Below are 13,123 nucleotides of genomic sequence, written 5' to 3'. Positions count from 1 at the left end.
AAAAACTCTGAACCTTTGTCACTTTGAACCTTTGAACCTCTACCTACAATCCATGTTGAAACAAATGAAAATAAGCTTCATTTGCATTTATTTTATCTTTAAAGTCTCTTACAGTAGTTCTTTCGTCAATAACTAACAATTCAATTCCTGCGATATCGGCGAAATCTTCCATAAATTCTGTTGTGATCGACTGGCTATAAACCGTATGGTGCGCTCCACCAGCCAAAATCCAAGCTGTTGCGGCCACTTCTAAATTTGGTTTACAATCCCAAAGAACACGTGCCACTGGTAATTTTGGTAATTCTGCCATTGGTTTAACCGCTGTAACTTCGTTTACAATCAAACGGAAACGAGTTCCCATATCCACCAAAGAAACATTGATTGCGTCTCCCGCAGGCGAATTAAATACCAAACGAGCCGGATCTTCTTTTCCTCCAATTCCTAATGGATGCACTTCGCAAGAAGGTTTTCCGTCAGCAATTGATGGACAGATTTCCAACATGTGCGATCCTAAAACATATGATTTTTGTGGTGTGAAATGGTAGGTGTAATCTTCCATAAAAGAAGTTCCACCTTCTAAACCAATACACATTACTTTTAAAGCTCTTACCATGGCAGCGGTTTTCCAGTCTCCTTCTCCACCAAAACCATAACCATCGGCCATTAATCTTTGTGTTGCAATTCCTGGCAATTGTTTCCAAACTCCAAGGTTTTCAAATGTATCTGTAAAGGCTCCGAAACCTCCTTCTTCAAGGAAAGCTCTTAATCCTAATTCGATTTTTGCTGCTTCTACTAATGAACTTCTTTGCGCTCCACCTTCTTTTAAAGAATCGGTTAAGTTGTATGAAGATTCATAAACCGCTAATAAATCAGCTAATTGTTTATCTGTTACTTTCTCGATATGTTTAGTAACGTCTGAAGAATCGTATCCGTTAACTGACATTCCGAAACGAATTTGTGCTTCTACTTTATCGCCTTCTGTTACGGCAACTTCACGCATATTGTCACCAATACGAGCTACTTTTAAATTTTGTAATTCATCCCAACCTAAAACCACTCTAGACCAAATTCCTAATTGTTTTTGAACTCTTTGATCTTCCCAATGTCCAACCACAACTTTACGTTTTTTACGCAATCTTGACATGATAAAACCAAATTCACGATCTCCGTGAGCAGATTGGTTCAGGTTCATGAAATCCATATCGATGCTTCCCCACGGAATTTCAGCATTGTATTGTGTATGCAAGTGGCATAATGGTTTTTTAAGGATGTTTAACCCGCCAATCCACATTTTTGCTGGAGAGAAAGTGTGCATCCAAGCGATAATTCCGATACAGTTTTTAGCTGAATTTGCTGCTAAACAAACGTCTAAAATCTGCGAAGGCGATTTTACTACATCTTTATAAACCACTTTTACTGGAATACTAGATGAAGCGTCTAATCCTTTTGCGATTATCTGTGAATGTTCTGCTACTTTTCTAAGTGTTTCTTCACCGTATAATTCCTGGCTTCCTACTACAAACCAAACTTCTTTTTGAGAGATATCAATCATGTCTTTATTTGTTTATTTTGTTTCAAGTTTCAGGTTTCAAGTTGGTTGGAATCTGAAAAAACTTGAATTGTTTATTTTTGTTTTATTTGTTTAAAGTTTCACGTTCCAAGTTTCACGCTCCAACAACTTGAAACTTGAAACAAAGAAAACCTGAAACAAAATCTTACTGTCCGTAATACGAATCTTTTCCGTGTTTACGGTTGTAATGTTTTTTTATTAATGAATCTTTTAATCTTGGTGCGTTTGGATTTATTTGTAAAGTCAAGTAGGCCATTTCTGCTACAACTTCTAAAACTTTACTGTTGTAAACCGCTTTTGCAGCATTTTTTCCCCATGCAAACGGACCGTGATTTCCAATTAAAATCATTTCTACTTCTTCATAAGAAAGATTTTTTTCTTTAAAGCAATCCAAAATCTGAATTCCGGTATTGTGTTCGTAGTTTCCTTCAATTAGATGATCTGCCATCGGGGGCGCACACGGAATGTCCGCTGTTAAGTGATCGGCATGTGTTGTTCCGAAAATCGGAATATCTTGTTGCGATTGTGCCCAAGCCACAGAATAGGTCGCGTGCGTATGAGCCACTCCGCCAATATTTGGCCAGTGTTTGTACAAATAAGCATGCGTTTTTGTGTCTGAAGACGGACGCATCGTTCCTTCAATAACATTATTGTCGAAATCGACAATTACGATATCTTCAGGTTTTAAATCTTCGTAAGGAACACCGCTTGGTTTAATGGCAAAAACACCATTTTTTCTATCCACGGCGCTTACGTTTCCGAAAGTATAGACCACCAAATTCAATGCATTCAACTGCATGTTGGCCTCGTAGCATTCTTGTTTTAAATCTTTATAAAGAGAACTCATTTTGAGAAATTTTAATTGTTGGATCAGCGAAAGCGCTTAATTGTTCGTAAGCTAAAAGCAGTTTGTGATATGCTTCTACTTTATCTGTCTGAGGGAAATATTCTCCGTCAAAATCACTTCCGATTTTCTGACTTGCTTCAATTACGTTTGGATAAATTCCAGCTGCAACAGCTGCATAAATTGCCGCGCCCAAAGCCGGAGTCTGGTCTGAAGCTGCAATTTTAATTGGCTTATTTAAAACATTCGCTAAAGTCTGCATGATAAAAGGAGATTTACGAGCTACACCGCCAATTCCGATTACGCTATCGATTTTTACACCTTCTTCTTCAAAACGGTCTACAATTTTCTTCGCTCCAAAACAGATTGCGTTTACTAAAGCTTTAAAAACATGCGGCGCTTTTGTTCCTAAAGAAAGGTTTGAAATCGCGCTTTTTACTTCCTGATTCGCATCTGGAGTTCTGCGTCCGTTGATCCAGTCTAAAGCAATTGGAAGACTTTCTGAAACTGGAATTTTCTCCGCTTCTTTTGTCAATTCTACAATCAATTTATCGCTAAATTCTTCTCTTAATTGTTCTTTTTGAGCATCGTTTAAAACAGAAGAAGAACCTAATAAATGTTCTGTCGGCCACATTAATAACTCTTTGTACCAAGCCAATAAATCACCAAAAGCAGATTGCCCTGCTTCTAAACCGATAAAGCCCGGAATTACAGATCCATCAACTTGTCCGCAGATACCGCGAACGGTTTTTGTTCCCACCTCATCATAAGAACCAACTAGAATATCACAAGTTGAAGTTCCCATAACACGAACTAAGGCATTCTCTTCGATTTTAGCTCCAACTGCTCCAGAATGTGCGTCGAAAGTTCCAACAGCGACAATTGTTTCTGTCGAAAGTCCTAAACGATCTGCCCACTCTTTGCTTAATTTTCCAGCTGATAAATCTGAAGTATAAGTCTCATCGTATAAATTGCCACGAAGTTGTGCCAAATACGGATGTAATTTTTCTAAGAATTCAACTGGCGGTAATCCGTTCCAGTCGGTGTGCCACATCGCTTTGTGACCCGCTGCGCAACGGCTTCTTTTGAAGGTTTTTAAATCTTTATCTTCAATTAACAAATACGTCATTAAATCGCAATGCTCCATCCAAGTGTGTGCTGCATTTCTAACCGCTTCGTCCTGTCTGGCAATGTGAAGAATTTTTGCCCAAAACCATTCAGACGAATAAATTCCGCCTACATATTTTGTAACGTCTTCTCCGCCCCAGCTTACGGCCAATTCGTTGATTTCGTTTGCTTCGTTGATTGAAGTATGATCCTTCCATAAAACCATCATCGCATTCGGATTTTCTTCAAAACCTTTTGTCAATGCCAATGGCGTTCCATCTTTCGTAACCGGAACTGGAGAAGATCCTGTTGTATCAATACAAATTCCTTTTACTAACGAAGGATCAACTTTACTTTCTTTAATAACGGTTTGAATTGTAATTTCCAATCCTTCAATATGATCCAAAGGATGCTGGCGAAACTGATTTATAGAAGCGTCACAATATTGTTTGTTTTTCCATCTTTTATAATGAGAAACATTCGATGCAAGCTCCTGTCCATTTTCTGCGTCAATAAGCACCGCTCGAACAGAATCTGTTCCGTAGTCCAATCCTATTACGTAATTTTTCATTTCTAAATTAAATTGGTTAAATAATTGACAAATATAAAGATTATAATTTTATAAGTGTACAAAAAACACTTAATATGGTTTTGGTATTTAATTTTTATAAAAAATGCATCAAAACAAGGCTTTAAGCTTAAAACCAAAGATAAATGTCAACATTACATTTATTCTTTTGCGATTATTTCATCTTAATCTTCAAAACAGTGAGAAAACAAGCTGGAAATCGTATTGATTTTATTTGGAATTTTAATTAAATTCAAATATTGGCCTACCGTTTTTATCAAATTTTAATTTCATCATTCTCGCATGACGATTAGGATCGTATAACGGATCTGCAATAATTTCTTTCAGCGGTCTTCTATCTGTTGCAGGTACCACTTTTGGATCGCCAACAGCTTTTTCGTAATCTCTTGCATGATAAATTACTAATGGTTCTCCGTTTTCATCTACTGTAAAAGAGTTATGCCCTGGCCCATAAATATGTTTTGCTTCGTTGGTTTTTAATACTGGATATCTGGATTTTTTCCAAGAATTTCTATCTAATAAATCAGCATTTTCGTCTGCTTCCATCATTCCCATACTGTAACAAGAACCAGTAGCACTTGCCGAAAAAGTAATGTAAATTTTCCCTTTGTGTTTAATAACCGCAGGACCTTCATTTACCCAAAAACCTACACGCTCCCAATCATAATCTGGAGTCGTAAGCATGAATTGAACCGTCTTTAGTTTTATGGGTGATTCCATTTCGGCTAAATACAAATTAGAAGCTGCAAACTGTCCGCCTGTTTTTTCTGCCCAACAGAAATAGCGTTTATTTTTGTGCTCAAATACAGTCCCGTCTAGAGAAAAATCGGTAAAGCTTTTTGGATCTGCGTCGGCTGCCTGCATTTGCCCAAGTTCAATCCACTTGTCGTGCAAAGGATCCTGACCTGTACACTGCAAAACATAAGGTCTTAATCTCCAAATATCGTCTTCTTGGCTTGCTGCAAAATACACGTACCATTTTCCATCTAAATAATGAATTTCAGGAGCCCAAACATGACGGCTCATTGGTCCGCTTTTATGTTTTTCCCATACCCTAAAGGTTTCCGCATTTTGAAGTTCATCAATAGACTTTGCGCGCCTTAACTCTATAGCGTCGTAGGTTGGTACCGACCCTGTAAAATAGTAATACCCATCTGTATGCTTGTAGATAAAAGGATCTGCTCTTTGCAACACAATAGGTTTGTTGGTTAAGGTTGTTTTTGTCGTTGTCACTTCTTCTTTAGAAAGCTTTTTTTCTGCTTTTTTATCTGTACAGGAAGAGACACTTACAAAAACAACGGCTAAAAGTGCCAGATTTTTTAATAGGTTTATTTGCATGTTATATCGGTTTGTTGAATTAAATTTATTTGTGAGGAATCAGTCTTTAAAATCAATCCAGACTTTCATTTTATTTACGCCTCGGTTTGACCAGCTGTAATACGGAATTGCTTTTAATTTATTGGTTTCAATTACATTAACTCCATTCAATAAATTGGCTTCTTTTTTTACTTGGAAAGTATCTTTTGCGCTGATATCGATTTTATCGAAATTGCTTTTATTATCTACTTCTTCAACCGCATACACAATTGGTCCGTATTCTAAAGACACTTTATTTTTGTTCGTTGCTACTTTCAAATTCGTTTCAACTTCTTGAACTTCCATTGGGAAATTAAGCGCGATTTTGTCTCCTTTTTTCCAATTTTTGGTTACGTTGAAATATCCATTTTCAGGTTGGATTGCTAAAACTTCTCCGTTTACAGAAATCGTTGGTTTTTGAGTTGAAGCTTTTTTATAGGTATACAAATCGCCTGGCAAAACTTCATTTCTTGCCCAACTTGGAACTCTAAGTTTAATGGTGAATTTGGCTTCTTTTTTTGGATTAACTGAAATGCCAACTTTCCCATTCCAAGGATAAGAAGTCTGTTGCGAAATCTGTAAATCGGTTTTTCCTAAAGTGAAAGAAGCATCGTTTGAAGCATATAAATTCACATATAAATCATTCTTAGTTTTCGAATAAATCAATCCCGGAATCGACGGAATAAAACGAATCAGATTCGTCGGACAGCAAGAACAGTCAAACCAAGCCTGACGCGTGCAAGAACCTCTGTTAGATTTATAAACGCCATCAGATTCTAAAGCATTTGGATAGAAAAATTGTTTTCCGTCAAGCGAAATTCCCGAAATTAATCCGTTGTACATGGTTCTTTCGATGACATCAAAATATTTCGATTTTCCGTATAAACTGTGCAGTCTGTGATTCCAATATACATCGCCGATTGCAGCGCAGGTTTCATTGTAAGCCGTTAGGTTTGGCAATTCGTAATTTACTCCAAAAGCTTCACCGTCATGTCTTGAACCGATTCCGCCAGTGATGTACATTTTTTTATTGACCATGTTTTTCCATAAATTATTTACAGCATTTTCATAGCTTTTATCTTTGGCTAAAGCCACAATATCAGTCATTCCTGCGTACATATAAACCGCTCTTACGGCGTGGCCGACCACTTCATTTTGCTGAATTACAGGAATATGATCTTGTGCATATTCTCCATATAATTTATGATCGTTTGGATTGCCTCGATTGTCCAAATAATATTTTGCCAGTTTCAGATAATCTTCTTTACCCGTAATCTGATACAATTTCAATAAACCTGTTTCTACAATTTGATGCCCTGGAACGCCTCTAATCTGATCTGGTTTTTCGCCAAACGTTTTGACTAATAAATCGGCATTTTTGATGGCGATGTCCAAAAAATTTCTTTTTCCTGTTGCTTCATAATGTACAATAGCCGCTTCGATTAAATGTCCTGCATTGTAGCATTCGTGGCTAATTTGTAAAGATTCCCAACGTTTTCCTTCAATAACAGGAACCCAAGTTGCAGGCGGTTTTGCTGGATTTATAGTTCTCCATGTTGTTAAATAACCGTCTTTTTCCTGACCAATTTTTACGATCGCAACTAGCGAATCTAAAACTCTCTCCAATTTCGGATTTGGTGCTGAGATTAAAGTATTCGATGCGCCTTCGATAATTTTATAAATATCGGTATCATCAAAAGGCATTTCTCCGCGAACGGTTCCTGATTTTTGTTTTCCAGCAATTAAAAAGTTCTCAAAACGGCCTTCTTCATTACATTTCTGAATCGCATATTCGATTGTAACTTCCTGCACTCTTTTAATAATGGGCAACCAAAAAGAATCTGTCAATTTTACATTCTGAATGTTAACCGGTTCTATTTCGTAACCTGCTTTTAAGGCCGAAGTTTTAGTCGATTGTACTACATCATTTTTGGTTTCTTTACAGGAAACTAAAACCAGAAGCGAGATGAAAATCGTTAAAATTGGTAAGTTGTATTTTTTCATTGTTTTATAATGAGTTATTCGATGTAATTATTTTTTAAACACATAGAATCATAGCTTTTCTTTTCTTTAAAGGCATTTCATTTTATGTAAAAAACATAGTATGCGTTTATATTTTCTCCCGCAGTCCCGATAGCTATCGGGAGCAGATTGAGCTGATTTATTTTAATCTTTTTAATCCCTAAATCTGTGGCCTTAATTTTATTTATTTCAAAACTGGCCATAAATCGGCGTCCCATTGCATTTCTTTGACTACTAATTTTGGTGTTCCGTTGGATTTCTTTTCGTAAGCGTGGTAAAACATATAATCTTTTCCGTCAAAAGTATATGCGCTGTTGTGGCCTACGCCGAAGTAATTTTCGTCGCCTTGAACGACTAAACTTCCTCCGCCTTGATCGAGCTGTTTTCCTTCTTTATCCAAATAAGGTCCGGTTACGTTTTTTGATCTTCCAACAACGACTTTATAGGTGCTTTTTTCTCCGCGACAGCATAAATCCCAAGAAAGGAATTGATAGTAATAACCGTTTTTCTTAAAGATAAATGGAGCTTCGAGCGCGCCATCGCCTGGGTCTGAATCAGCTAATTCGAAACTTCTTTTTCGTTTTGAAATCGTATGCCATTCTTGCGGTTCTGCAATTGATTTTAAATCCGGATTTAGTTTTACTAATTTTAATCCTTCCCAAAAAGAACCGAAAGAAAGCCAAGGCGTATTGTTTTCGTCAAAAACTAAATTCGGATCAATGGCATTCCACATATCGCGATTTGGATGTGACTGAATGACAATTCCCTGATCGATCCATTTGTAGTTTTTATCTTTTGGATCTAATGTTTTATTGATTGCAACGCCAATTGCCGACGTATTTTTCGCGAAAGCGGAAACCGAATAATACAGATAATATTGATTGTTATGAAACGAAATATCTGGCGCCCAAATATGGTTTTTGAAATCGGCTGCAACACCATCCGCCCAAACTGGTTTGTCTTTGAAAACGGGTGCCTCTTTGTTCCACTTTTTTAAGTCTTTTGAACTGAAAACACTGATTCCATTACCGGTGCAAAACAGATAATACGTGTCTTTTTGTTTGATGACAACGGGATCGTGAACGACAATATCCTGCGCAAACGATACCGACGCTGTCAACATCATTAGAAATGTGATTGCCTGTTTTATGTTTTTGTAAACCATATAAGTGATGTAAGTAAATTTAAGTTTGGCTTTATCTGGAAACTTTATTAGATCATATAAGCTGCATTTGCTAATTCTGAACACTCAAAAACTGAACACTGAACACTTTTTACTGTATTCCCTCAGATGTCATCACCACACGTTTCATCGTTCCGTCTTTGTTGTAAAATAATTTATCGACACAAACTGATCTTCTAAAACTACCTCCATGTGGCTTTGACGCTCCATTGTGATAAATGAAATACCATTGTCCTTTAAAATCAATTATCGATTGATGGTTCGTGTTGCTGTTTCCTGCTAATTCATTTAGAATTCCTTTAAACTCCCACGGACCAGTTATTGATTTGCTCATGGCGTAGGCAATTTTCTCTGGAAATTCATACGCATACGACAAATAATACCTGTCTTTGTGTTTGTGAATCCACGGCGCTTCGGTGAAATTTGGGAGTTTGACGTGATGAATTTCTCCGTCGATTTCCGTCATATTTTCTTTTAATTTAGCATAATGACAGGCTGTATTTCCCCAAAATAAATAAGCTTGTCCGTCATCATCGATAAAAACTGTCGGATCAATATCGTCCCAACTTATATCGCTGAATTTGGTCATATCGTTGGTGATTAATGCTTTTCCTAATGCATCTTTAAAAGGTCCAAGCGGATTGTCTGCAACCGCAACTCCAATTGATTTTCCTGGAATTGTACCGTGTTCAACCGTAACGTACCAATAGAATTTTCCATTTCTTTCGATTACCTGCGAAGCCCAAGCGTCACTTTTTGCCCATTTAAAATCGGTTACTTTTAGTGGCACCGGGTGCGATTCCCATTTTTTCATATCTGAAGAAGAATAGACCAGCCATTCATTCATTTTATAAAAATTAAAATCGTTTGGCGCTTCATCATGACCTGCATACAAGTATACTTTGTCTTTGTAAACCAATGCGGCTGGATCTCCTTTATATTTATCGGTGATAATGGGATTGTTTGTTTTTATCGATTGCGCAGTGGCTATCGATAAAAACAAAATGGAAAAGCTTGTAAATAGGTTTTTCATTATCATTATTTTTTTTTTTCGCCACGAATTCCCGAATTTTACCAAATTACAATTCGTGAAATTTGCGGTTATTTTTATTACACAAATTTTTAATCATTTTAATTCGTGAATTCGTGGCTATTTTTCTCTCGCAGATTATTAAGATTTAGCAGATTTTAAAATCCTTTTAATCTGTGAAATCTGTGGCTATATTTTTAATTCACTTTTTTGCCCCAAACGGCTAATCCTGCGCTGTTGATTCCTGTGTAGGTTAAGGTTACTTTTCTGGTTGCCGATTCCCAATCCCAAGCGTCGACTACGTTGCATTTTACTCCGTTTATGGTGGCGATTTTTTTGGTTGCATCATACGACCAAGTTCCTGTTATGTCTCCGCTAACTTTTTTGTCAGCTGTTAGAAAAATAGTAACCGCTTTCTGCATGGTTTTGTATTGGTAATTCATTGTGATTTGTTCCCAAGTTCCTACCAAGTTCCCTTCTGCAAAAGTCGTTGTCGGCACTCCCGCATAACGTTCTGGTTCAATTACAGGCCAGCCGTCTTCTGTCCATTGAATGCCGCGGACATGTCCCATCATAACCGCATTTGAAACTGCGATTCCAGAAACACCTTCTGGCAAACGCGCTTGAGAAGCATAATACCATTGCTTGGTTGTTGGGTTTTGAAAAACTGCACAATGCGCAAATCCAACCCAACCGGTATGATTTTTAAATTGGTATGGATGTGTTACTAACGGAAAACATTCTGCTCCGTTGGTAATACTCATTCCCGTATTGGTTACGTAAGGTCCAAGAATGTTTTTGGAACGCGCTACACGTGTATTATATGCTACCGATAATTCGTCATAAGCCAAAAACAAATAGTAATATTGTGTGTCTGGATTGTAGATAATTTCTGGACCTTCAAGCGCCTGCCAACGATTTGTGTTTACATTTCCGCGACCTGCAATTCGAATTCCGTAATCGTCAATTGTTTTTAATTTGTCTGGTTTTCCAGTTGCCGGATTAAGTTTTAAAGCCGCAATTCCAGAATGCCAAGAACCGTAAATTAAGTATTGTTCGCCTTCGGGCGTTTCAATAAAACTCGGATCGATGGCGTTGAATTTAAAATACGCATCCCAATCGTTTCCTCCGTTTCTAACGTAGCTTTTTACACCGTCAGGTTCAGAACAAACTACCATTCCTTTGTCGACCCAATTATTAGAAGCCAAATCATCTGTTTCGGCTAAACCAATAAAAGCACGCTCCGACCAAGACGTGTTGGTGTCTGTTCCGACAATTGGATTTGTAACTACAATACTGTAGTACATTCTAAATTTATTTCCCACTTTTCGAACACACGGCGCCCAATAGCCATAATTTGGATTTTCGATTGGAGGAAGCGCCGGATTCATTCTGGCTCTTTTATTATTTAATGAATCTTTTACCCAAGCCGGAGCTGTGGTCATTGAAGATCCCATAAATTCCCAATTGATTAAATCTTTTGATCTTCTGTAGAAAAAATGTCCGTTGCCGTCGTGCGTGTTTCCGTATGAAGCATCGGTTTGATACATATAATAATATTCTCCCGATTTTTCAACTGAAGGATCGTGCACGTTGGCTAAATTCCATTGCGATCTGCTTGCCCAACTTGCAAATGCCGTATAATTATCGGCGTAAGTCGGGCCTGGAAATACTGGCGGCACCACAACAGGCGGTTCTACTGGATCTGGCCCTCCTACTTCAGGTGCAGGGTCATCCTTGGAACAGCTTACCGCAATAAGTACCGCAAAAAAGAGTCCGATGTACGAAACTGTTTGGAGAATGAAATTGGATTTTTTCATCTTTATAAATTTATTTTCCTTCTAAAACAACTACTGAGAAAGGAGGAATTGTGATTTCAAGTTTTCCTTTTTTGTTTTCGAAACCTTTAAAAGCTGTTGGAACAATTTTGTTTGGATTTTCGAATGAATTGTAATCTTGTAATTTTCCTGATGTAATTATCGTTCCTATAAAGTTTTTAGCTCCTAAATCTTTGACATCAATTTCGATTTTGTTTTTGTTTTTGGCATCTACATTCACTAAAGAAATATGAACTGCTCCATTTTTATCTTTTGATGCTGATGCTGAAACTGCTGGAAGTGTTTCTCCATTATACGTATATAAAGGCGATTGAAAGCTTACTGGCAATAGTTTCGCATCTTGATGCACCGCGTACATTTTCATTACCGAATAGGTTGGTGTTGTAATCATTTTAGCTTTATCGGTAAGAATTACGGCTTGCAAAACATTTACACATTGTGCTAAGTTTGCCATACGAACACGTTCTGCATGATTGTTGAAAATGTTTAATGTTGCGCCCGCTAAAACAGCATCACGCATAGTATTTTGCTGGTATAAGAATCCCGGATTTGTTCCTTTTTCTACTTCATACCAACCTCCCCATTCGTCTACAATCATGGCTACTTTTTTCTCCGGATCGTATTTGTCCATAATAGCCGAATGTTTCGTTACCAATTCTTCCATTTTTAAAGCAGACTGCATGGTTTTGAAATAACCTTCTTCTGTAAATTCTCTATCGCTTCCTTTTTTGCCCCAGTCAATTACAGCATAATGGTGAACTCCAACTCCGCCTAACATATTTAACGGAATGCCTTTCATTAAAACTTCTGTCCAGTTGTAATCAGAGCTGTTTGAGCCAGAAGCAATTCTTGTAATTCCGCCAGTGTTTTCCCAGTCTGACATGAAAGTCGCGTATTTACGGTATTCGCCAGCGTAGTATTCTGCGGTCATATTTCCTCCGCATCCCCAAGCTTCGTTTCCAATTCCCCAGTATTTTACTTTCCATGGTTCTTTTCTACCGTTCTTTACACGCAAATCACTCATCGGACTTTTGCCTCCAAAATTGGTGTACTGAACCCAGTCTGCTAATTCCTGAACCGTTCCGCTACCCACATTTCCAGATAAATAAGGTTCTGCTCCCAATAGCTCACACATATTAAGGAAATCATGTGTTCCAAAACTGTTGTCTTCTGTTGTACCTCCCCACCATTTGTTTACAATTGTTGGTCTTTCGTTTTGAGGTCCAATTCCGTCTTTCCAGTGGTAGGTATCAGCAAAACAGCCTCCAGGCCATCTTAAATTTGGAATTTTTAATTCTTTTAAAGCCTTTACAATATCATTTCTTACTCCGTTTGTATTTGGAATTTTCGAAGTGTCTCCCACAAAAAATCCTCCGTAGATGCAACGACCTAAATGTTCGGCAAAATGACCATAAATATTTTTGTCAATTGTTGGAGCATCGGCTGTGTTTTTAATGGTTATTGTCGTCTGCGCGAAATTCAACTGACTACAAAACGTAATAAGAAATGAGATTAAAAGTGCTTTTTTCATAGTGGTTTTTGTTTTTGAGGAAAGCCCGAAAACTTTCCTCTGAATTTAATTTT

9 protein-coding genes are annotated in these 13,123 nt (G+C 37.5%); all 9 read right to left on the bottom strand.

The window, feature by feature from the left end; all coding sequences use genetic code 11:
* Window positions 1-43: 43 nt before the first annotated feature.
* The 9 genes from araA to EG814_RS02855 all read right to left on the bottom strand — a co-directional run bounded on the left by araA (window position 44) and on the right by EG814_RS02855 (window position 13,070).
* Window positions 44-1,552, bottom strand: coding sequence for an L-arabinose isomerase (gene araA, locus EG814_RS02895; protein ID WP_125718706.1), 1,509 nt, complete (start codon window positions 1,550-1,552; stop codon window positions 44-46).
* 163 nt (window positions 1,553-1,715) lie between these two features.
* Window positions 1,716-2,417, bottom strand: a complete 702-nt coding sequence (locus tag EG814_RS02890; protein WP_111284502.1) for an L-ribulose-5-phosphate 4-epimerase — start codon at window positions 2,415-2,417, stop codon at window positions 1,716-1,718.
* Window positions 2,401-4,092, bottom strand: coding sequence for a ribulokinase (locus EG814_RS02885; protein WP_125718704.1), 1,692 nt, complete (start codon window positions 4,090-4,092; stop codon window positions 2,401-2,403). Before EG814_RS02885 ends, EG814_RS02890 begins: the two co-directional genes overlap by 17 nt.
* 240 nt (window positions 4,093-4,332) lie before the next feature.
* A complete protein-coding gene (locus tag EG814_RS02880; RefSeq protein WP_125718702.1) occupies window positions 4,333-5,448 on the bottom strand; it encodes a glycoside hydrolase family 43 protein in 1,116 nt (371 codons plus the stop codon).
* A 39-nt stretch (window positions 5,449-5,487) separates the two neighbouring features.
* Complete coding sequence (locus tag EG814_RS02875) at window positions 5,488-7,470, bottom strand: glycoside hydrolase family 127 protein (protein WP_125718700.1); 1,983 nt, start codon at window positions 7,468-7,470, stop codon at window positions 5,488-5,490.
* A 202-nt stretch (window positions 7,471-7,672) separates the two neighbouring features.
* Entirely contained in the window at window positions 7,673-8,653 is a 981-nt protein-coding gene (locus EG814_RS02870; RefSeq protein WP_317133035.1) for an arabinan endo-1,5-alpha-L-arabinosidase, read from the bottom strand.
* 109 nt (window positions 8,654-8,762) lie between these two features.
* A complete protein-coding gene (locus EG814_RS02865) occupies window positions 8,763-9,704 on the bottom strand; it encodes a glycoside hydrolase family 43 protein (RefSeq protein WP_125718698.1) in 942 nt (313 codons plus the stop codon).
* A 194-nt stretch (window positions 9,705-9,898) separates the two neighbouring features.
* Window positions 9,899-11,521 carry an arabinan endo-1,5-alpha-L-arabinosidase gene (locus EG814_RS02860; RefSeq protein ID WP_125718696.1) on the bottom strand — a complete coding sequence of 541 codons (1,623 nt, stop codon included), beginning with the start codon at window positions 11,519-11,521 and terminating at the stop codon, window positions 9,899-9,901.
* 10 nt (window positions 11,522-11,531) lie between these two features.
* A complete protein-coding gene (locus tag EG814_RS02855) occupies window positions 11,532-13,070 on the bottom strand; it encodes an alpha-N-arabinofuranosidase (RefSeq protein ID WP_125718694.1) in 1,539 nt (512 codons plus the stop codon).
* Between the last annotated feature and the right edge of the window lie 53 nt (window positions 13,071-13,123).

Origin of the sequence: Flavobacterium ustbae, assembly GCF_003946915.1 — a bacterium.
In the GTDB taxonomy this organism is placed as follows: Bacteria; Bacteroidota; Bacteroidia; order Flavobacteriales; family Flavobacteriaceae; genus Flavobacterium; species Flavobacterium ustbae.
Note: the sequence above shows the minus strand (reverse complement) of the source record. Positions and strands in the feature narration are given on the sequence as shown.

Excerpts from the sequence above, each read along its gene's own strand:
- EG814_RS02855 (WP_125718694.1), bottom strand. The coding sequence starts at position 13,070 with ATGAAAAAAGCACTTTTAATCTCATTTCTTATTACGTTTTGTAGTCAG.
- EG814_RS02890 (WP_111284502.1), bottom strand. The coding sequence starts at position 2,417 with ATGAGTTCTCTTTATAAAGATTTAAAACAAGAATGCTACGAGGCCAAC.
- EG814_RS02870 (WP_317133035.1), bottom strand. The coding sequence starts at position 8,653 with ATGGTTTACAAAAACATAAAACAGGCAATCACATTTCTAATGATGTTG.
- EG814_RS02865 (WP_125718698.1), bottom strand. The coding sequence starts at position 9,704 with ATGAAAAACCTATTTACAAGCTTTTCCATTTTGTTTTTATCGATAGCC.
- EG814_RS02880 (WP_125718702.1), bottom strand. The coding sequence starts at position 5,448 with ATGCAAATAAACCTATTAAAAAATCTGGCACTTTTAGCCGTTGTTTTT.
- EG814_RS02875 (WP_125718700.1), bottom strand. The coding sequence starts at position 7,470 with ATGAAAAAATACAACTTACCAATTTTAACGATTTTCATCTCGCTTCTG.
- araA (WP_125718706.1), bottom strand. The coding sequence starts at position 1,552 with ATGATTGATATCTCTCAAAAAGAAGTTTGGTTTGTAGTAGGAAGCCAG.
- EG814_RS02860 (WP_125718696.1), bottom strand. The coding sequence starts at position 11,521 with ATGAAAAAATCCAATTTCATTCTCCAAACAGTTTCGTACATCGGACTC.
- EG814_RS02885 (WP_125718704.1), bottom strand. The coding sequence starts at position 4,092 with ATGAAAAATTACGTAATAGGATTGGACTACGGAACAGATTCTGTTCGA.